Here is an 18,979-nt window from a genome sequence, read left to right on the forward strand (position 1 = left end):
CGACGGGCGCGCAAGTCCGACGACGACGTTGTGGAACAGGTTGGCCGGGATGACCGCCCGGCTCGGGACCGCGAACACGCCCGGCTGCACGGGCAGCAGGAAGGGTGCTCAGCCGCGTTCGACGTGCACGCTGGTCGACTTGACCCGGGCGGTGACCGTCACGCCCGGGGCCAGTCCGAGCTCCTCCACGGCCTCGCGCGTCAGGAGGGACACCACGCGGTGCGGGCCCGCCTGGACCTCCACCTGCGCGGAGACGTCGCCCAGTCTGATGGCGGTCACGATGCCCGGGAAGGCGTTGCGCGCCGAGGTGTACGGGGTGTCCTCGTCATCGGCGCCCTCTTGGGCGACCTCCACGCAGAACGCGGCGAGGGCGGGTCCCTCGACGATGCGGCGGTTGCCCTCCCGGTGCGTCGGGAAGCGGCCCGCGTCCGCCCACCGCCGCACCGTGTCCACGCTCACACCCAGCAGCTCGGCGGCCTGCCCCATCGTGTACGACTCCATGGCCACCACCCTAGGGGGTGGCAGCAGTATGACTGTTGATCATCCTCGGTACCGCGCGGTGGCGCGCTCGGTCGGCCCGCGGTGGTGTGCCCATGTCGGGGCAAAACGATCATCGGTTTGCCCTCCTCGCGCAAGTGGGTAGATCATGCCTCGTGATCGGCAGTCGTGTGTCCGAAGTACCGCTTCACCAAGCGTCGGAGGACCAGGGCAAGCACCCCACACCCAAGGGGTCCTCATCCGCGAGGACCCCCGTCCCCGACAGGGAGCAGTAGATGGCCACCGGAACTGTGAAGTGGTTCAACTCGGAAAAGGGCTTCGGCTTCATCGAGCAGGACGGCGGCGGCCCCGACGTCTTCGCCCACTACTCCAACATCAACGCCCAGGGCTTCCGTGAGCTCCAGGAGGGCCAGAAGGTCGAGTTCCAGGTCACGCAGGGCCAGAAGGGCCCGCAGGCCGAGGACATCCGGCCGGTCTGAGCCGTAGCGGTCCGACGCCCCGCACCGTCTCGGTGCGGGGCGTCGTCGCGTCCGGCAGGGCCGTTGCCCGTGGCCCTGTCCACCTCGCCGCCGGACCGGTCCGGGGCTCGCCGTAGGCTGTCCGGGTGATCCTGCACAGCCTTCACGACCGATCAGACCTGGCGGCCCGCTTCGAGCGCGATCCGGCCCTGAACCTGATGGAACTCGGCGACCTCGACGACCTGCCGTGGCCCCACACCAGCTGGTACTCCGTCTCCAAGGACGGGCCGGTGGCGCTGCTCTACGCCGTCGGTGAGGTACCGACGTTGCTGGGCTTCACCCGCCCCGCGCAAGCGGCCGCTCTGGAGGAGCTCGCCGAGGCGATGCTGCCCGTACTCCCCCGGCGCTTCCTCGGGCATCTGACCGGGAACGCCGCGAAGGTACTGGAATCCGGGTACGTCGCACAGTCGCGGACGACCCTGCTCCGCATGGCGCTGACCGAGCCCGGGCTGGCCGACGGATATCCCGCCGGACCCTGGCGGCCCGCCCCGCTGAGCCGGGACGACCTTCCGGAGCTGCTCGAACTCTTCGCGGAGGCCTACCCGGGCAACTGGTTCGACGACCGCATGCTCGACACCGGCCAGTACGTCGGCGCCCGGCAGGCCGGGCAACTGGTCGCCGTGGCGGGCGTGCACGTCCACTCGGCCGCGTACCGGGTCGCCGCGCTCGGGAACGTCACCACGCATCCGCGGGTCCGCGGACAGGGCGCCGCGGGTGCCTGCGTGGCCGCCTTGTGCCGGCAGCTGGGCGAGACGGTGGACCACATAGGCCTCAACGTCCGGGCCGACAACGCCACGGCCGTCCGCCTCTACCGCCGGCTCGGCTTCAGTGAGGTCGCGGAGTTCACCGAAACGCTCTTCACCGCCCGTCCGTAGCGGACGCAGACCGGCCTGCCCGGCCCCCTCGGGGGCCGGGGCCAATCCTGCCGTGTGTGTGGGTGGGTGGGTGGTCGCTACGGTGCCGGGCTGGCAGCCCGGGACGCCAGCAGTTCCTCCAGTCCCTCGGAGTAGTCGACCGAACAGGACGGCACCTTGGAGGTCTGGATGACGCCGAAGCTGCTTCCTCCCTGCCCCAGCGGGTAGTAGTCCGACCACCCGAGGGTGAGCGTGTAGCCCGGCGGGACCGTCTTGGCGTTGACCTTCAGGACGTGGCCGTCTGCACTGTTCTGCATGATCTCGGCCTCGTGATCGGCCTGCGGCCCCCGGTACCCGCCTCCGGGCTCGGAGCACTGGGACGGGGGCTTCGACGGAACCACGGCCACGGCCACTCCCAGAGCCTTCAGTCGCGCTGCGAGCCCGGGCACTTGGTCGTTCTCGGGCAGGTCGAAGCGGAGCGAGCCGTCGGCGTCCCGCTTGATCTCGGGCTGGTCCGCTGCCGGAGGGCTCGGCGAGCCGGTGGGAGCGCCGGCGGGCCGGGAGGCGTTGTGGGTGCTGCCGGGCAGGACCATCACGGCGACGACCGCCGCCGTCGCGGCGCCCACCGCGAACGGGATGCCGTACCGCCGGGCGGCGGACTGGGCGGGGGGCGGGGGCGGCACGTCCGGGAGGCGTGCCATGAGCGCCGCCTTGAGGCGCTCCTCGAAACCACTGGGCCGCTCGCTCATCGGGATGCCTCCAACTGGCCTTCGGTGACGGACACCGGGGCGGCGTCCAGGGCGCGCCGGGCCCGGCGCAGGCGGACGCGGACCGTCGCCCGGGTGACGCCGAGGACCTGCGCGGCCTCGGCCGGGGTGAGTGCGTCGACCTCGACGAGATCGAGGACCGCGCGCAGCGGCTCGGGCAGGACGGCGTGGCGCTCGGCCAGGTGTCTCAAGGCCCGCTGGGCGTCGATCCGTTCCTCCAGTGCGGCGAGGTCGTCACCGTCGAGGAGGCCGCGGCCGCTGAGCCGGGCCGGTGTGCCGCCGTCGCGGGCCGGACCGGGGGCGCCCTGCGAGAGGGTGCGGGCTATCGCGAACAGCCAGGTGACCGGCGCCTTCCTGCGGGGCCGGTGGCCGGCGGCCGAGCCGATGGCCGTGAGGAAGATGTCCGCGGTGAGATCGGCCGCGAGGTACGGGTCGGCGACCCGGCGGGTGACGAATCCGAGGACGGCGTCGATGTGCTGCTCGTAGAACGCGCCGAATCCCTCGGGTGTGGTGAGACCCGGGGGTCCGGTCTCGTGACGTGGGCTGAGCACCCGGTCCTCCCTTGCGCGGGGATCCCGGATGGCCCCCTCATCCAGTACTTGGCCGGACGTGCGCAAAGCGTTTCATCGGGAGCCGACGGCCCGGCCGGGAGTGCCCGGCCGGGAGTGCCCGGCCGGGAGTGCCGGGCCGGGCAGCCGGACGCCGCCGCCCCGACGGGGGTCGGGGCGGCGGCGTCCGTTTGCTCCCCGCGGCTCAGGAGGCGGGCGTGAACTTCGTCGCGGCGGGTACCGCGGTGGCCTCCTTGACCACCTTCATGCCGCCCGGGACGGTCGCGTCCGGCTTCAGGATCACGCTCTGCCGCGTGGAAGGGGCCTTCGGGTCCGAGAAGTCGTGGGTGATGCCGAAGCCGTTGTCGTAGGACTTCAGGCTCAGCAGGGCGGCCCGGATCCCCTCGCGGGTCAAGTCCTTGTCGGCGCAGGCCTTCTTCAGGACCTCCCCGAACAGGGCGCCGGCGCTGAAGCCGGCCACCACACCGTTGTCCAGGCCGGAGTCCGGGTACTCGGCCTTGTAGGCGGCGGCCAGGGCGGCCGGGCCCGCCTCGGGCGAGCCGATCGGCAGCGCCGAGGAGGCGACGTAGTAGTCCTTCTGCAGGGCCGCGCCCGCCGGGGTGGCGAGCAGCTGCGGTGCGAAGGCGGAGTTGTTGCCGACGAACGGGACGTTCCAGCCGCCGGCCGCGGCGACCCCGACGAGCGAGGCCGCCTGGCGGGGGCCGGCGCTGATGACCACGGCCTTGACGCCGGCCTGCTTGAGGGCGGCGACCTGGGCCGTCATATCGTTGTCGGTCGGCTTGATCTTCTGCTCGACGACGGTCAGTCCGGCCTCCGCGGCGATGGCCTTGGAACCGGTCAGTGCGTTCTCGCCGTAGTCGCCCTCGAAGTAGACGTGGCCGATCTTGTCGCCCGAGGCGATCCGCTTCTGGTCGAGGAGGAAGCCGACCGCGTTGATCGTTTCCACGTCGTACGTCGCGCCCACGGTACGGATGTACGGGCTGCCGAGCAGGGAGGCGGACCAGGCCTGCGGGATGACCAGCCCCTTGTCCTGCCCGTCGATCCGCTGCTTGACGGCGGCGACGAACGGGGAGCCGATGAACTGGGCGAAGCCCAGTACCGAGGGCTCCAGTTCGGTGTAGGCGGCGAGGGCCTTCTGCGGGTCGTAGCCGTGGTCGCGGACCGTGAGCTCGATCGTGCGGCCGCAGATGCCGCCCGCCGCGTTGGTCTGCTTGACCCACAGCTGCTGGGCCTGGGTGACGCTCTTGCCGAGGGAGGCGTAGACGCCGGTCATGTCGGTGAGCGCACCGAGCTTGATGGTCTTGTCGCTCACCCCGGCTCCGGCCTTCACTCCGCCCGCGGCGGGCTTGTCCCCGTCCGCGGCGGGCTTGGCCTTGCTGCTGCACCCGGCGGCGCCGGTCAGGACGAGTGCGACCGCCAGGACGGCGGCGGCGTGCCTTCTTCTGTTCACGTTCGCTCCTTCGGGGGTGTGGTGCCGGTTCGGGTCCGGACCGTCCGGGTGATGCCGGTGAGGCCGCCGGGCAGGAACAGGACGGCCGCGACGACGGCCGCTCCGTACAGGTACCGGGAGGCCTCGCCCGGCGAGACCCCGCCGGTGCCGGGGGCGGAGACCAGCGGGAGGGCCTCGCTGTAGCGGGTGAGGAGTGGGGGCAGGAGGGAGACGAAGACGGCGCCCACGACGGCCCCCATGACGGTGCCGAGGCCGCCGATCACGATCATGGCGAGGTACTCCAGGGACAGCACCATGCCGAAGTAGTCCGGCACGGTGCGCTGGAAGACCAGCGCGAGCAGGACGCCGGCCAGCCCCGCGTACATGGACGACAGGACGAAGACGGCGGCCCGGTACCGGGCGACCGGCACGCCCATCACCCCGGCGGCGATGCTGTGGTCGCGCAGGGCGTTCATGGCCCGGCCGGGCCGGCCCCGCAGGACGCCGCGCGCGAAGAGGGCGCCGCCGAGGAGGGCGGCGAGGGCGACGTACCAGAGCTTCTCGGCGGACTGGAAGGGCACGGCGGCGATGACGGTCTCCGTGTCGTCGAAGGTGAATCCGAGGAGGGAGAGCGGCTCCACCTCCCGGCCGTTGAACCCGCCGGTGAGGCTGGTGGCGTTGAACAGCACGTGCTGGCCGATGAAGATCAGCGCGAGCGTGGCGATGCCGAGGTACGCGCCGCGCAGGCGGCCGGCGATGGGGCTGAAGAGGCCGCCGGCCGCCCCCGCGAGGGCGACGGCCAGGACCGCGGCGAGCCAGCTGGGCAGGCCGAGTCCGACCAGGGTGTGGCCGCCCGCCGTGCTGCCGTCCCCGGCGAGCGCGCAGTACCCGTAGGCACCGACGGCGAGGAAGAAGGCGTGGCCCATGGACAGCTGGCCGGTGGCTCCGGTGAGCAGGTTGAGCCCGATGGCCCCGATGGCGGCGGCGATGGCGAACAGCCCGGCCTGCAGCCAGAACCGGTCGAGGTAGAACGGCAGCGCGAGGAGCACCAGGACGGCGGCCGCCATCAGCGTGTTCCGGGTGCTGAGCCGCCGGGTCCGCGGAGCCGCGACCGGGGCGGCGGCCTCGGGGGGCAGCACGGGGGTGCGGGTGTCAGACACGGGCGAGCTCCTTCGTGCCGAGGAGTCCGGAGGGACGGATCAGCAGCACCGCGACCATCACCAGGTACGGGGCCAGGTCGCCGATGCCGCGGCCGAGGAAGGTCAGCTGGCTCTGGTAGCCGGTGGCCAGTGCCTCGGTGACGCCCACGATCAGGCCTCCGGCCAGAGCGCCGGAGGTGGAGTCGAGGCCGCCGAGGATCGCGGCCGGGAAGGCCTTCAGTGCGGCGAGGGACGTGGCCCGCTCCAGACCGGGGGTGGGGAAGACGGTCAGGAAGAGCGCGGCGACGGCGGCCAGCGCCCCGGCCACGGCCCACGCGGCGAGCGAGACGCGGCCCAGCCGTACGCCCATCAGCGCGGCGGTCTCCGGCTGTTCGGCGGCGGCGCGCATGGCCACGCCCCAGGAGGTGTGCCGGAACACGAGCAGGAAGACGGTGATGAGCAGCCCGGCGGCGAGGATGGCGGCGATCCGGGTCTGGGGCACGGTGACCGCGCCGAGGTGGACCACGCGGTCGCCCCACGGGTCGCCGAGCGAGAGCACGTCGGTGCCCAGGCGCCGCGTGAGGTCGGTGATGAGGAGGATGTCGACGCCGATGGTGACGATGGCCAGCACGCTCTGGTCCTGGCCCCGGTAGCGCCGCATCACCAGGAACTCGATCGCCGCCCCCACGGCGGCCGCCGAGAGGGCGCCGGCCAGGAGCGCGCCCCAGAAACCGAGTTCCTCGTGCAGGGTCGCGGTGACGTACCCGCCGGCCAGGAGCAGGGAGGCGTGGGCGAAGTTGACGACTTCGGTGGCCTTGAAGATGACCACGAAACCGAGGGCGATCAGGGCGTAGACGGAGCCCATGGAGAGCCCGCCGAGGAGAAGTTCGAGGAAGGTGGTCATGCGGCCGGCTCCTCCTCTCCGAGGTACGCGCGGACCACCGCGGGATCGTTCTGCACCTGTGCGGGAGTCCCGCCGCCGATGCGTCTGCCGAAGTCGAGTACGGTCACCGCGTCCGCGAGCCGCATCACCACCCCCATGTCGTGTTCGACCAGCACGATCGAGATGCCGAGGCCGTCGCGGACGCCCGCGATGACGGCGGCCGTACGCTGCCTCTCGTCGGCGGTCATGCCGGCGACGGGTTCGTCGAGGAGGAGCAGCCGGGGCTCCATGCACAGGGCCCGGGCCAGCTCGACGAGCTTCTGCTTTCCGTACGGGAGCGAGCCGGCGGGCGCCGCGAGGTCGCCCTCCAGTCCGACGAACTCGGCGATCTCCCGGACGCGTTCACGGTGCCTGCGGTCTTCGCGCGCGGCGGCGGGCAGCCGCAGTCCGGCGGCCAGGAAGCCGGTCCGCATCAGCCGGTGGCGCCCCAGCAGGAGGCTGTCGGCGACGGTGGTGTGCGGGGGCAGGGCCAGGTTCTGGAAGGTGCGGGCGATGCCGAGGGCCGCGACGGCGTGCGGGGCGAGGCCGGTGAGTTCGGCGGCGCCGAACCGGACGCTTCCGCCGGTGGCCCGGTAGACCCCGGAGAGCACGTTGAAACAGGTGGACTTGCCCGCTCCGTTGGGTCCGATGACGGCGTGCACGCTGCCGGGGTCCACCGTGAAGGACACCGAGTCGAGCGCGGTCAGGCCGGAGAAGCGGACGGTGACGTCGGTGACGGTGAGCGGCGGCGGGACGGCATGCGGCTGCGGGGCGGCGCGCGGTGTCGGCACGGCCTGCGCCGGAGGGACTGCATCCGCCGGACGGGCTGCATCCGCCGGAGGGGTTGCGTCCGCCGGAGGGGTTGCAGATGCGTTCATGCTGTCCACCTGCGCAGTTCCCGCCGTGCCCCGGCGGTGGCCGTCTCGGGCGCCGCCTCGTCGGTGATGCCGAGGTAGCGGCGGCGCACCTCGTCCGAGGCGGCCAGTTCGGCGGCCGGGCCGTCGAGGGTGACCTCGCCGACCTCCAGGACGTAGGCGTGGGAGGAGAGCCGCAGGGCGAGGGCGGCGTTCTGCTCGACCAGGAGGACCGAGGCGCCCGAGGCGTTGATCTCCGTGATGGTCTCGGCGATGGTGGCGGCCATCTTGGGGGCCAGCCCGAGGGTGGGTTCGTCGAGCAGCAGCAGCCGCGGGCGGGCCATCAGGGCCCGGCCCAGGGCGAGCATCTGCTGTTCGCCGCCGGACAGCAGTCCGGCCCGCTGGCGCGCCCGCTGGGCCAGTACGGGGAACAGCTCGTGCACCCGGGCCAGCGAGCGGGCCGTATCGGCGCGGGATCCGGCCCGGCCGCCGAGGGCCCCGGCGCGCAGGTTGTCCGCGACGGTCATCCGGGTGAACACCTTGCGCCCCTCGGGTACTTGTACGACACCGGCGGCGACGACCCGGTCCGGGGTGAGCCCGTCCAGCGGCCGGCCGTCGAAGGTGACGCTCCCGCCCGTGACGGCTCCCCGGTGGAACCCGAGCGTCCGGGACACGGCGCGCAGCAGCGTCGACTTCCCGGCGCCGTTCCCGCCGAGTACGACGACCACCGCGCCGGCGGGCACGTCGAGCGATACGGAGCGCAGTGCCCGGACCGGCCCGTAGCCGATGGACAGCGCACGCACTTGTAGCGAACCCACGTCCTCTCCTTCCTCTGGGCGGCCTTGTGCTGGCGCACAGACCAGCACCGGGCCGGGGCGGGCGTCCACGGGCGGAAGCGGAATCGCTGCCGATGACCAGCCCGGACAGGGGCGTGTTGTGCACGCGCACAGACCTGCCGTGCGCGCCCCTTACGGCGGTGGAGACGGGGTGACATCCTCAGCGGCCATGGGTGGACGCAGAACGCGCACGGAACAGGAGTGGTCGGTCCTGGTGTCGGCGGCGGACGTACTGATCGCCGCCATCCCCGGGCTCACCGACCAGCTCATCGGGGACCTGGCGAAGCACTCGCCGCTGTTCGACCTGGCCGTTCCGCGGGACGAACACTGGCAGCAGGTCAGCGAGGCCATGCACTACGGGATCGAGGCCTTCGCCGCGTCCCGGTCCGTCCCGCGCAAGGACCTCGCGTACGCGGTGGAACTGGGCCGGCGGCGGGCCGAGCAGGGGCTTCCGCTGGACCTGCTGCTCTACGCGTACCGCAGGGCGGGCCGGCTGACCTGGGACGCGCTGCTGGACATCGTCACCGAGAAGGAGCCGGAGGCCCTGCCCGTCCTGGCCCGCGCGGCCGGGGCCATGTGGGCGGGGATCGAGCAGCAGGCGGCCGCGACCGCGGAGGCGTACCGCACGGCGGAGCTGGAGATGCGCCGGCGCAGCGACGAGCGGGCGCAGGCGCTGCTGGACGCCCTGCTGGAGGGGGACACGGCGCCGGCCCTGGCCGCGCAGGTGGCACTGGCCCTGGACCTGCCGGAGCAGGGTCGGTACGCGGTGGTGGTGCTGCCGGCCGACCGGGGCGACTCGGTGCACCGGGTGGCGGCGGCGGGCGGGATGCGGCTGTTCTGGCGGATGCGCACGGAGCGGGAACTGGCCGTGGTGGCGCTGGGCGACAGCTCGTCGGCCGAGCTGGCGGCGGAGCTCGCGGACCGCTGCCCGGGGCCGGGCGGGATCAGCCCGGTGGTGGACGGACTGGCCGAACTGGGCCGGGCCCGGCGGCTGGCGGAGACGGCGCTGCGGACCTGCGGGCCGGACGAACGGGTGCTGGTGCGGCTGGCCGACCGGCTGCCCACGGCCCTGGTGGTGCGCCAGCCCGAGCTGTCGGCCGAGCTGGTCCAGGCGGTACTCGGCCCCCTGCTGGACCTGGACCCGGCGGACCGGGCGATGCTGCTTGAGACCCTCGACGCCTGGCTGGCGGCGGAGGGCTCGGCGGGCCGCGCGGCGAGCCGCCTGTACTGCCACCGCAACACGGTCTTCAACCGCCTGCGCCGGCTGGAACACCTGACGTCGAAGTCCCTGTCCCGCCCCCGGGACCTCATGGCGCTGACGCTGGCATGGGACGCGTACCGGCTGTCGATCGGCTGAGCGCGGCGTGCGCGGTGGGGCGGCGGTCGCGGTGGGGCGGCGGTCGCGCCGGGGCGGGGCGGCGGTCGCGCCTGGGTGGCCGCCTCTTCGGGCGGCGGACCCTTCGGGCGACGGATCCCCGTCCGTCGGCGAGACCGGTGGTTCCGCCGATGTGCGCCCCCGTGGTGCTCCCCGACAGTGGTCCGGCCAGCGCAAGCGGCGGGACCGACTCATCGGCGGGCGGCAGGGACCTCGGCACGGAGCCGGGTGCCGGCCCGCACCGGACCGGCTCCGCCACGACCGAGAGGACGACTCCGTCGTGCAGCAGCAACGCTTCGAGAACATCCACCAGGCCTACTCCGACCACGGACCCGTCAGTACGGGGAACCGGTCCGCCGACCCCGTCGGGGGCGGGAGGCGGCTCCGTTCGCTCGTGTCCGCACTGGCGGCCCTCGCGACGATCGGCGCCATCGCGACGTTCACGGCATCCGGGGCGCAGGCCTCGGCGGCCAACCCGTACGAGCGGGGCCCAGCGCCGACCAGCGCGAGCATCGAGGCCCTGCGCGGCCCGTACGCGGTGTCCCAGACCGATGTCTCCCCGCTGGGGGTCACCGGCTTCGGCGGCGGCACCGTCTACTACCCCACGTCCACCGCGGACGGGACCTTCGGCGCCGTGGTGATCTCACCGGGCTTCACCGCCTACCAGTCCTCGATCTCCTGGCTCGGGCCGCGACTCGCCTCCCAGGGCTTCATCGTCATGACCATCGATACGCTCACCACGCTCGACCAGCCCGACAGCCGGGGACGCCAACTGCTGGCCGCCCTGGACTACCTGACGGAGCGCAGCGCCGTCCGCACCAGGATCGACAGCGGCCGGCTCGGCGTGATGGGCCACTCCATGGGCGGAGGCGGCACGCTGGAGGCAGCCAAGAGCCGGCCCTCCCTGCAGGCCGCGATCGCGCTCACCGGCTGGAACACCGACAAGTCCTGGCCCGAGATCAAGACGCCGGCCCTGATCGTGGGGGCCGACGGCGACACGGTCGCACCGGTCGCCACGCACTCCGAGCCCTTCTACACGAGCTTGCCCGGCTCGCTCGACAAGGCGTACCTGGAGCTCAACAACGCCACGCACTTCACCCCGAACAGCTCGAACACCACCATCGCGAAGTACAGCATTTCGTGGCTGAAGCGGTTCATCGACAACGACAGCCGCTACGAGCAGTTCCTCTGCCCGCTGCCGGGCCCGGGCCCTGCCATCGAGGAGTACCGGGGGAACTGCCCCCACACCTCCTGATCCGCCCGGCAGGTGGGAGGCCCTTCCGTTTCGGTCCCCCACCTGCCGCGTCCGGTCTTCCACCCTGGTTTACACCGCAGTAACCTCACCGGCGTGACCGGACAGACGACCGCGGAGAGTCCTTGCCGGATCTACGGCCGGACACCCGAACTGGCAGCTGTTGCGGCCCTGTCGGACCGGCTCCGGGCCGGTCACGCCGGGGCGCTGGTGTTCGTGGCGGAGCCCGGACTGGGCCGGAGCGCCCTGCTGGCCGGGGCCGCACGGCAGTTCAGGCCCGGGCCCGTCCTGCGGCCGCGGCCCCTGCCCCGGGCCCCCCGGCCCTACGACGGCCTGCGCGCGCTGCTGTGTGCGGCGGCCGAGGTGCCGGGCGCGGCACCGCCGCGGATCACGTTCGGAGCGGGCCGACCGGACGGGGCATCCGAACTGACCTCGCTGCTGCGGCGGTTCCTCCCCGGGAGCGTCGAGAAGGAGCCGCTGCTCGTCTGCGTGGACGACGTACACCTGTGGGACGCGCCCTCGCGGGCGGCCCTCGGCCTGGCCGCGCGCCACCCCGACCCGCGTCTCCCGCTCGGGCTGCTGCTCTCGATGGCGGAACACCGCGCGGCGGACACCGAGTTCACCGGCCTGCCCGTGCTCCGCTTCGGCCCCCTCGACGACGGCGCGGCATCCGCCCTGCTCCGCGAACTCACCGGTGAGCACCTGAACCCCGCCGTGGGCACGGAGTTGCTCTCCGAGGCCGAGGGGAACCCCGCCGTGCTGGCGGCTCTGGCCCGGCGCCTGACACCGGGTGAGCTCGGCGGCCACCGGCCGCTGCCCCGCCCGCTCGTGGACGGCGCCGCCCTGTGGGCCACCTTCGGCAGCCCCCTCGATCCCCTGCCCGCCCCTACCCGGCAGCTGCTGCTCCTCGCGGCCGCCGCGCACGAAACCGACCCCGGTGCGGCGGGCGCGGACGCCTCCTTGGTGCTGCGCGCCGCCCGCGCCGCCGGGCTCGGACCGGCCGCGCTGGATCCCGCCGAGGCGGCGAGGCTGGTGCACCACGACGGGGACCGCATCACCTTCGCCGGCTCCCTGCTCCGGCGGACCGTCTACACCGGCGCGCCGTCGTCGCACCGCCGGGCCGCTCATGCCCTGCTCGCCTCGGCCGTCGCCGCAGACCGGCATCCGCTGCGCCGGCTGCTCCACCTCGCGCTGGCCGCGCAGGGACCGGACGCCGCTCTCGCGGCCCGCCTCGACGCCGCCGCCGCTCCGGGCACGCCGACGTCCGGCATGGAACGCTCCGCGGCCCTGGCCCGGGCCGCGGAACTCACCCCCCAGGAGGATGCCCGTACCGCACGGCTCACCGCCGCGGCGGACTACGCACGCCTGGCCGGACACACCCGCAGGGCGCGCCGGCTGCTGGCCGCCACCCGGGACGGCGCATCCCCCGACACGGTGCACGGGCGGGCGGAACTCCTCCGGGGCAGCCTGGCCCTGCGGGACGGGCCCGTCGGCGACGCCTACCAGGCGCTGCTCATGGCCGCGGAGCGCCTGGACCATTCCGACGCGGAGGCGGCCGCGGAAGCCCGGATGGAGGCGATGGACGCGGCCTGGGCCGCGGGCGACCCCGTCGACTGCCTCGCCGCACTCACCGAGACCCGGTCCCCTTCTCCTACCTCTCCCCCTTCTCCCCCGCAGGATCCGAGGCGCGACTACCGGGCGGGGCTGCGCACGGCGCTCGTCGGGCAGTTGGCCGAGGCAGAGTCGCCGCTGCGCCGGGTCCTGGACCGTGCGCGGGAGGACGACGACCCCATCCGTCTGCTGCGGGCCGGGGTGGCCGCGCTGGTGCTCGGCGACATCGCGGCGGCGTGCCGGACCAATGCGCGGGCCCTGGCCGTATCCCGGTCGCGGGGGCTGGCCTCCCTCACCCCACGGATTCTCGAGCACCTCGCCTACGCGGAGCTGCGGGCCGGCCGGCACGCACGGGCCAGGGCCCACGCGCAGGAGGGCCTCCATGCCGCCCACCGGGCCGGCCAGCGCAACGTGGCCGCCGGCCAGCACGCGATCCTGGCCCTCGTCGCCTCGGTCGAGCACGACGCGGCGGCCGTCGCCGCGCATGCCGGCGCGGCCCTGGAGATCGCCCGCCCGCACGGGCTGCTCCAAGCCGTCACCCTGGCCGAATGGGCTTCGGCGCGCGCGGACCTGTGCCGCGGCCGGCCCTTCGAGGCGGCCGCGCGGCTCGGCCCGCTGACCCGGCCGGGTCCGGGGCGCGGCCACTTCGCCGTCCGGATGCTCGCCCTGCCCTGCTTTGTCGAGGCGGCCGTACAGTCCGGGGCTTCCTCGGAGGCGAAGGCGGCCGTCGAGGAGTTCGCACTCTGGGCCGCTCAGGGGGCCGACCCGCAGGCACCGGCGCAGCTGGCCCGGTGCCGGGCGCTGGTCGCCCCGCCGGACGACACCGCCGATGCGCTCTACGAGCTGGCACTGGACCGGCACGAGGCGGTGCACGGTGACTTCGAGCGGGCCCGCACCCAGTTGCTGTACGGGAAGTGGCTGCGCCGGCGGCGCCGTCCGGCCGAGGCGAAGAACCGGCTGCGGGACGCGCTCGTCTCCTTCGAACGCTGTGGGGCCCCGGTCTGGGCGGAGCAGACCCGGGCCGAACTGCGGGCGACCGGCGACGCACCCGCCCCGGTGCCCGTAGGCGGGCTGGCCGTCCTCACTCCGCAGCAGCTGCGCATCGCACGCTGTGTGGCCGAGGGCGCCACCAACCGCGAGGTGGCACTGATCCTCTCCGTCAGCCCGCGCACCGTGGACCACCACCTGCGCAACGTCTTCGCGGTGCTCGGAGTGCGTTCCCGGACGGAGCTCGCACGGCTGGTGGACCGGGCCGAGAGGAGCGGCGCACAGCCGTGAGGGCCCGGTGGGCGAGCCGTGGGCAGCCCCGTACCCGGTGTCGTGGGCATGCGAAAACGCTCGGCCGGGTGTCCGGCCGAGCGTTTTCGTGTCCCTGCGATCCCGCTGGTGGGTTTAGTACCAGTGGTTGTTCTGCCAGAACGTCCAGGCGCCCGCGGGGCTGCCGTAACGCGAGTTCATGTAATCCAGACCCCACTTGATCTGGGTCGCCGGGTTGGTCTTCCAGTCCGAACCCGCCGAAGCCATCTTCGAAGCCGGCAGCGCCTGAACCAGACCGTAAGCACCCGAAGAGGAGTTCGTCGCGGTGTGGTCCCAGCCGCTCTCACGGGACACGATGTTGTTGAACGCCGCGAACTGCGCCGGGTCCTTGATCATCTGCTGGGCGATCGCCTTGGCACTCACCGGGGCGGCCTGCGCGGGAACCGCGGCCAGCATGGAACCGGCAACACCCAGGGCGAGGACGGTACCCGCGAGGGTCTTCTTCGAGGCGGCGATGCGGCGGATGACAGCGTTGGACACGGACGGACCTTTCAACGGGGACAGGGGCAGTCACAGGCACACCGGAGCCACTCACGTGAAGGAGAGGGGTTCGTCAGCGGGAGCGGGGATCCGGGGGACCTCCGTCCGCCCTGCGACTCATCCAGTTCTACGGGGGTAGAGCCCACCTGGCAACGACCCCGCTTACTAGCCACCCTCGCAGCCGGGGCGCAACAACCCCCACGCCCCTCACTCACATCACCCCAGGTGAGAGAACATCCGACCGGGGACATACGGGACGATTAAGGACTACGATCCCGCCTCGTATGTGACCCAGGTCCTGTGGGCCGCCTCACCACCACCCACCCCCCATCTCACCCTCCGTGCCCACTCGCACACCTTCCAGGGGAAGGTTTGGGTGCATTTGTCCTCACCGGATCGAAGGCCCAGCGCCCCAATGAACACCGTTTCCGCAGCCAGCCGCCGGGACCCCGGCTCCCCGTTTGGAAGCATCGCCGCGGGACAGGCGGGGAATGGTTCAGATCTTGGTCCGGAGAGGAAGAAGAGGACGACCGTGAAGACCACAGAGAAGACACCGTCCCGGCGCGCCCTGCTCGCCCTGGGAGCCGGAGCGGCGCTCGCGGCCTCGCTGCCGCCGGCGAGCGCCCACGCCGCCGCGACCGCCTCCCCCCGCGGCAGCGGCGACATCGCGCGCGAGCTGGCGGCGCTGGAACGGGAGCATGCCGCCCGCCTGGGCGTCTACGCCCACGACACCGCCACCGGCCGCACGCTGCACTACCGGGCGCAGGAGCGTTTCCCCATCTGCTCGGTCTTCAAGACCCTGGCCGTGGCGGCCGTCCTGCGTGACCTCGACCGGAACGGGGAGTTCCTGGCCAAGCGGATCCGCTACACCGCGCAGGAGGCCTCCGACTCCGGGAACGCTCCGATCACCGGCCGTCCGGAGAACGTCGCCCGCGGGATGACGGTCGCGGAGCTGAGCGACGCCGCGATCCGCTTCAGCGACAACGCCGCCGCCAACCTCCTGCTGCGCGAGCTGGGCGGCCCGGCCGCCGTCACGCGCTTCGCCCGCTCGACCGGGGACCCGGTGACCCGCCTGGACCGGTGGGAGCCCGACCTGAACACCGCGGAGCCGCAGCGGCTGACCGATACGACCACCCCGTACGCGATCGGGCAGACCTACGGGCGTCTCGTCCTCGGCACCGCGCTGGAGTCTGCGGACCGGCAGCGCCTGACCGACTGGCTGCTGGGCAATACGACGGGCGGCGAGCGGCTGCGGGCCGGTCTGCCGGGAGACTGGACCGTGGCGGACAAGACCGGCGCGGGCGCCTACGGCACCAACAACGACGTGGGCATCGCCTGGCCTCCCGGCCGGCCGCCCCTCGTCATCGCCGTCCTGACGACCAAGCCCCGACCCGACGCCCCGGCCGACAACCCCCTCATCGCCCGGACCGCCGCACTGCTGGCCACGGCGCTGACCGGCGGGTGACCGGCACCTGAGCCGCCGGCGGTCGGGACTCCCCGCCCTCAGTGCTCCGTCGTGCGGAGCTCGACCGCCAGCCGGCCCGGCCTGCCCTCCTGTGCCACCAGCGGCCGCCCCACCCGGGCGGTCTCGGCACACAGGAAGTGGTGGTGCTCGTCCGCCGCGAGGTCCGCCATGCCCCGTGCGAGTTCGGCGCCCGGGTTCCAGACCACCACGTCGCTGTGGTCGTGGTGGGCGAGGGCGACGATCCTTCCGAGCACCTCGTCGCGGACCGTGGTGACGGGCGCGGGCGCCGTCTGGAACCGCTCCACGTGGTCCACGGGGGTCAGCGTGCCGTCTTCGCCCTCGTAGCGGCGCCGGGTCAGCCCGTCGGTGTGCTCGGGGCCGAGGCCCGCGAGGTGTGCCCGCCCCAGGTCGCCGATCCGTACATAGGTGTGGAGCGCGGCGGTGGCGGTGTGGTCTCCGCTGTCTTCGAGTTCGATGAGGCAGCTGTCGGTCAGGGTGTACCGCGCCACGAGGACGAACTCCTCGGGCCACAGTGCGCGGGTCGCCGCCGAAGACCGCAGCGTGCACTCCACCACGACCCGGTCCTCGTCCTCCTCCCATGCCGTCAGCTCCCAGTCGCTGGTTCGCGCGAACCCGTGCGAGGGCGAGCCGGCGGGGCCGGTCGGTCCGAACCACGGCCAGCACAGCGGGACGCCGCCGCGGACGGCCGTTCCGCGCCGCCACAGGTCCGGGTCGGCGGACCACAGCACGCCGGGATCGCCGGGGCGGGCGGCGGCCGGGCGCCAGCTGACGAGCTGTCCGCCCTGGATGCTCACGCAGGCCTGCCCGGCGCGCGGATGGTCCACGACGAGCACGGGGAAGTCCGCGTACCTGCGTCGGGTGAGGGCCGGGGAGAGCTGCTCCTCGACGGGCAGGGTCCGGAACTTCTCGAAGATCTGATCCATGCCCCGACCTTCCTGCACGGGGCGGAACGGGTCAAATCCTCATGGTTGGGGAGAGTTGCCCCCTTCGTGGCGGTTGCGACCGGCGTCATTCACCTGCTCGTTCCTCCTGCGTCCTCGCTCGACTCCGTCCGCACGACCTGGGGCGACCGCGAGGCGGCCCGGCTGCTGCCCACCTGCTCCGCCGCGACCGTACGGCGCCTGCTGCCCGGGCCCCGGTACGCCCTGCACTCCTGGCTGCCGTTGGCGCGCGGGCCGCAGTGGAGGCGGTCGTGGACGCGGCACGGGTCGACCTGGACGCGTGCGGACTCGATGCGGCCGGGCTCCGCCGCTCCGGGCGGCCGGGAGGAATCCAGGGCGGGGCCAAAGGCCCCCCTCGGGGGGACCATCGACGGGCGGGGGCGGGGGGACCCGTGGCTAGGGTCGTGGGTATGACCACGCAGCGAATCCTCGACCTCGACCGTGACGCCCTCTCCGCTCTGCGCGGCCGCGAGCTGACCCGGGCGGTGGCCGCCGCCGAGGGCCGCACCATGGTGGCCGAGGTGTTCGCCGAGCGGGCCGCGCTCTCCCCGCATCCCGACGGGCGCGGCGTGCACAACGCCGAGCTGGTGGCGGCCTTCGGGGCCGACATCGTCATCCTGAACCTCATCGAGCGGGCCTGGGACGGCGAGCGGCTGGTCATGCCCGGACTCGGGACCTTCACCTCCTTCACCGACCTCGCCCGCCTGATCGGGCGGCCCGTGGGCGTGAACCTGGAGCCCGGCGACGTCCCGGAGATCCGCCGCGCGACCTCCGAGCACGCCCGGCGCCTCGTCGACATGGGCGCCGCCCTGCTGTGCATCACCGCCAATCCCGGGACCGGCGGCACCTACGACGGCATGGCCCGGGTCACGGAGGAACTGCGCAAGGGGCTCGGTGACGACGCGGCCCTGTGGTCGGGCAAGATGCACCACGCGGGCTGCCCCGAACGCGTCACCCCCGCACGGCTGACCGCCCTCGTCGACGCCGGGGCGGACGGGGTGGTCGCCCCGCTGCCGGGCACCCTGCCCGGCATGACCCGCGAGCTGGCCGCGACCGCCGTCGCCGCGGTCCAGGACGCGGGCGCGATCGTCATGGGCGCCATCGGCACCAGCCAGGAAGGGTCCCACGCGAACGTGGTGCCGCAGCTGGCCCTCAACGCCAAGGAAGCGGGCTTCGACGCCCACCACTTCGGCGACTCCTACCTCCCCGGCATGTGCGACCCCGAGGTGATGTACGCGTACTCGGTGGCCATCCGCGGCCGCCGCCACACCTGGAACCGCATGTCCTTCGCCCCCGGACGCTCCGCCCACACCGAGGCCGCACCGGGCGCCGGCACCTGGTAGCCCGGCTCTTCGCGGAAAGGGCCCCCGCGGCAGGCTCCGTGAGGGAGTGCGGCCGCGCGGGGCGGGCATCCGCATGGCATGGACAACTCAGCGCACGACGCGGAGCGCGAACCCGCACCGCGAAGAAAGCCGCGGCGGCTGCCGTGGCGGGGACGGGCCGTCCGCGGGCTGGCCGTGCTGGTCGTACTGGCCGCGGGCCTGGTACTGGCGGGCCGGTTCAGTCTGCTGCCCGGCTTCGGCGGCCTGTTCCGCGAGGACACCGTGGACCGTTCGGGGCCGGTCCTGCTCAAGTCCATCCAGGACATGCACCGTTACGAGGGCGCCGCGGGCAACTTCCAGGTCGTGGTGGACCTGGAGAAGGACGCGGCCTTCCTTCCCGACTCCATCCGCGGAACCCGGACCCTCTACGTCGGAGCGGGGACCGTGAGCGGCTACGTGGACCTGGGCGGGCTCGGCGAACAGGCCGTCACGGTGAACGAGGAGCGCACCAAGGTCTCGCTCCGGCTGCCCCACGCCGTCCTCGGGACGGCGGCGCTGGACCTGGACCGCTCGTACGCCGTGTCCAAGCAGCGGGGACTACTGGACCGGCTGGGCGACCTGTTCACCGACAATCCGGCCGGTGAACAGGCCGTACAGCGCCTGGCCGTTCAGCACATCTCGGACGCCGCGCGCGACAGCGGGCTCGTGGAGCGCACGGAGAAGAACACCACGACGATGCTGGAGGGCCTGCTCCGCTCCCTCGGCTTCCAGGAGGTCACGGTCGGCTACGTGTGACCCGGCCGGGCGGT

Annotated in this window: 18 protein-coding genes; 8 read left to right on the forward strand and 10 right to left on the reverse strand. The window is 73.4% G+C overall.

The annotated features are described in order from the left end of the window. Positions 1 to 108 precede the first annotated feature (108 nt). Complete coding sequence (locus ACIA8F_RS15625) at positions 109 to 501, reverse strand: molybdopterin-binding protein (RefSeq protein WP_399379073.1); 393 nt, start codon at positions 499 to 501, stop codon at positions 109 to 111. Between the two features lie 272 nt (positions 502 to 773). Between ACIA8F_RS15625 and ACIA8F_RS15630 the strand changes: the two genes are divergently transcribed. Continuing rightward, complete coding sequence (locus ACIA8F_RS15630; RefSeq protein ID WP_389699500.1) at positions 774 to 977, forward strand: cold-shock protein; 204 nt, start codon at positions 774 to 776, stop codon at positions 975 to 977. Between the two features lie 125 nt (positions 978 to 1,102). After that, complete coding sequence (locus ACIA8F_RS15635) at positions 1,103 to 1,891, forward strand: GNAT family N-acetyltransferase (protein ID WP_399379076.1); 789 nt, start codon at positions 1,103 to 1,105, stop codon at positions 1,889 to 1,891. A 77-nt stretch (positions 1,892 to 1,968) separates the two neighbouring features. On the opposite strand, the gene ACIA8F_RS15640 is transcribed toward ACIA8F_RS15635, so the two are convergent. The 7 genes from ACIA8F_RS15640 to ACIA8F_RS15670 form a co-directional block, all read right to left on the reverse strand. After that, entirely contained in the window at positions 1,969 to 2,619 is a 651-nt protein-coding gene (locus ACIA8F_RS15640; protein WP_399379077.1) for a hypothetical protein, read from the reverse strand. Further along, the gene (locus ACIA8F_RS15645) at positions 2,616 to 3,188 is read right to left on the reverse strand and encodes an RNA polymerase sigma factor (RefSeq protein WP_399379079.1); all 573 of its coding nucleotides are present in this window, start codon (positions 3,186 to 3,188) and stop codon (positions 2,616 to 2,618) included. Before ACIA8F_RS15645 ends, ACIA8F_RS15640 begins: the two co-directional genes overlap by 4 nt. 202 nt (positions 3,189 to 3,390) lie before the next feature. After that, positions 3,391 to 4,656 (reverse strand): ABC transporter substrate-binding protein, encoded by a 1,266-nt coding sequence (locus ACIA8F_RS15650; RefSeq protein ID WP_399379081.1) that lies wholly within the window; start codon positions 4,654 to 4,656, stop codon positions 3,391 to 3,393. Continuing rightward, positions 4,653 to 5,795, reverse strand: a complete 1,143-nt coding sequence (locus ACIA8F_RS15655; RefSeq protein WP_399379083.1) for a branched-chain amino acid ABC transporter permease — start codon at positions 5,793 to 5,795, stop codon at positions 4,653 to 4,655. The genes ACIA8F_RS15650 and ACIA8F_RS15655 overlap by 4 nt, the downstream gene beginning before the upstream one ends. Beyond that, the gene (locus ACIA8F_RS15660; protein WP_399379085.1) at positions 5,788 to 6,678 is read right to left on the reverse strand and encodes a branched-chain amino acid ABC transporter permease; all 891 of its coding nucleotides are present in this window, start codon (positions 6,676 to 6,678) and stop codon (positions 5,788 to 5,790) included. Before ACIA8F_RS15660 ends, ACIA8F_RS15655 begins: the two co-directional genes overlap by 8 nt. Next, entirely contained in the window at positions 6,675 to 7,487 is an 813-nt protein-coding gene (locus ACIA8F_RS15665; RefSeq protein ID WP_399379087.1) for an ABC transporter ATP-binding protein, read from the reverse strand. Before ACIA8F_RS15665 ends, ACIA8F_RS15660 begins: the two co-directional genes overlap by 4 nt. 83 nt (positions 7,488 to 7,570) lie before the next feature. After that, a complete protein-coding gene (locus tag ACIA8F_RS15670) occupies positions 7,571 to 8,368 on the reverse strand; it encodes an ABC transporter ATP-binding protein (protein ID WP_399379089.1) in 798 nt (265 codons plus the stop codon). A 187-nt stretch (positions 8,369 to 8,555) separates the two neighbouring features. On the opposite strand from ACIA8F_RS15670, the gene ACIA8F_RS15675 reads away from it, so the two are divergent. The 3 genes from ACIA8F_RS15675 to ACIA8F_RS15685 all read left to right on the forward strand — a co-directional run bounded on the left by ACIA8F_RS15675 (position 8,556) and on the right by ACIA8F_RS15685 (position 13,902). After that, positions 8,556 to 9,743 carry a PucR family transcriptional regulator gene (locus tag ACIA8F_RS15675; protein ID WP_399379090.1) on the forward strand — a complete coding sequence of 396 codons (1,188 nt, stop codon included), beginning with the start codon at positions 8,556 to 8,558 and terminating at the stop codon, positions 9,741 to 9,743. 412 nt (positions 9,744 to 10,155) lie between these two features. After that, the gene (locus tag ACIA8F_RS15680; RefSeq protein WP_399379128.1) at positions 10,156 to 11,016 is read left to right on the forward strand and encodes an alpha/beta hydrolase family protein; all 861 of its coding nucleotides are present in this window, start codon (positions 10,156 to 10,158) and stop codon (positions 11,014 to 11,016) included. A gap of 93 nt (positions 11,017 to 11,109) precedes the next feature. After that, complete coding sequence (locus ACIA8F_RS15685) at positions 11,110 to 13,902, forward strand: LuxR C-terminal-related transcriptional regulator (RefSeq protein WP_399379092.1); 2,793 nt, start codon at positions 11,110 to 11,112, stop codon at positions 13,900 to 13,902. Positions 13,903 to 14,016: 114 nt separating this feature from the next. Here the strand turns inward: ACIA8F_RS15685 and ACIA8F_RS15690 are convergent, their stop codons facing one another. Next, complete coding sequence (locus ACIA8F_RS15690) at positions 14,017 to 14,421, reverse strand: transglycosylase SLT domain-containing protein (RefSeq protein WP_399379094.1); 405 nt, start codon at positions 14,419 to 14,421, stop codon at positions 14,017 to 14,019. Between the two features lie 532 nt (positions 14,422 to 14,953). On the opposite strand from ACIA8F_RS15690, the gene bla reads away from it, so the two are divergent. Further along, entirely contained in the window at positions 14,954 to 15,886 is a 933-nt protein-coding gene (bla, locus tag ACIA8F_RS15695; RefSeq protein WP_399379096.1) for a class A beta-lactamase, read from the forward strand. Positions 15,887 to 15,924: 38 nt separating this feature from the next. On the opposite strand, the gene ACIA8F_RS15700 is transcribed toward bla, so the two are convergent. Beyond that, positions 15,925 to 16,830: a D-hexose-6-phosphate mutarotase gene (locus ACIA8F_RS15700; RefSeq protein WP_399379098.1), complete on the reverse strand. Its 906-nt coding sequence runs from the start codon at positions 16,828 to 16,830 to the stop codon at positions 15,925 to 15,927. A 428-nt stretch (positions 16,831 to 17,258) separates the two neighbouring features. On the opposite strand from ACIA8F_RS15700, the gene ACIA8F_RS15705 reads away from it, so the two are divergent. Beyond that, positions 17,259 to 18,191 carry a hypothetical protein gene (locus ACIA8F_RS15705; RefSeq protein WP_399379099.1) on the forward strand — a complete coding sequence of 311 codons (933 nt, stop codon included), beginning with the start codon at positions 17,259 to 17,261 and terminating at the stop codon, positions 18,189 to 18,191. A 78-nt stretch (positions 18,192 to 18,269) separates the two neighbouring features. Then, positions 18,270 to 18,965 carry a DUF4230 domain-containing protein gene (locus ACIA8F_RS15710; protein WP_399379101.1) on the forward strand — a complete coding sequence of 232 codons (696 nt, stop codon included), beginning with the start codon at positions 18,270 to 18,272 and terminating at the stop codon, positions 18,963 to 18,965. Positions 18,966 to 18,979: the final 14 nt, after the last annotated feature.

The organism is Streptomyces sp. NPDC051563, from assembly GCF_044454225.1.
Classification (GTDB): domain Bacteria; phylum Actinomycetota; class Actinomycetes; order Streptomycetales; family Streptomycetaceae; genus Streptomyces.

Coding starts and splice junctions, on each gene's coding strand:
- ACIA8F_RS15625 (WP_399379073.1), bottom strand. CDS start 501: ATGGAGTCGTACACGATGGGGCAGGCCGCCGAGCTGCTGGGTGTGAGC.
- ACIA8F_RS15630 (WP_389699500.1), top strand. CDS start 774: ATGGCCACCGGAACTGTGAAGTGGTTCAACTCGGAAAAGGGCTTCGGC.
- ACIA8F_RS15640 (WP_399379077.1), bottom strand. CDS start 2,619: ATGAGCGAGCGGCCCAGTGGTTTCGAGGAGCGCCTCAAGGCGGCGCTC.
- ACIA8F_RS15660 (WP_399379085.1), bottom strand. CDS start 6,678: ATGACCACCTTCCTCGAACTTCTCCTCGGCGGGCTCTCCATGGGCTCC.
- ACIA8F_RS15675 (WP_399379090.1), top strand. CDS start 8,556: ATGGGTGGACGCAGAACGCGCACGGAACAGGAGTGGTCGGTCCTGGTG.
- ACIA8F_RS15700 (WP_399379098.1), bottom strand. CDS start 16,830: ATGGATCAGATCTTCGAGAAGTTCCGGACCCTGCCCGTCGAGGAGCAG.
- ACIA8F_RS15705 (WP_399379099.1), top strand. CDS start 17,259: ATGACCACGCAGCGAATCCTCGACCTCGACCGTGACGCCCTCTCCGCT.
- ACIA8F_RS15710 (WP_399379101.1), top strand. CDS start 18,270: ATGGACAACTCAGCGCACGACGCGGAGCGCGAACCCGCACCGCGAAGA.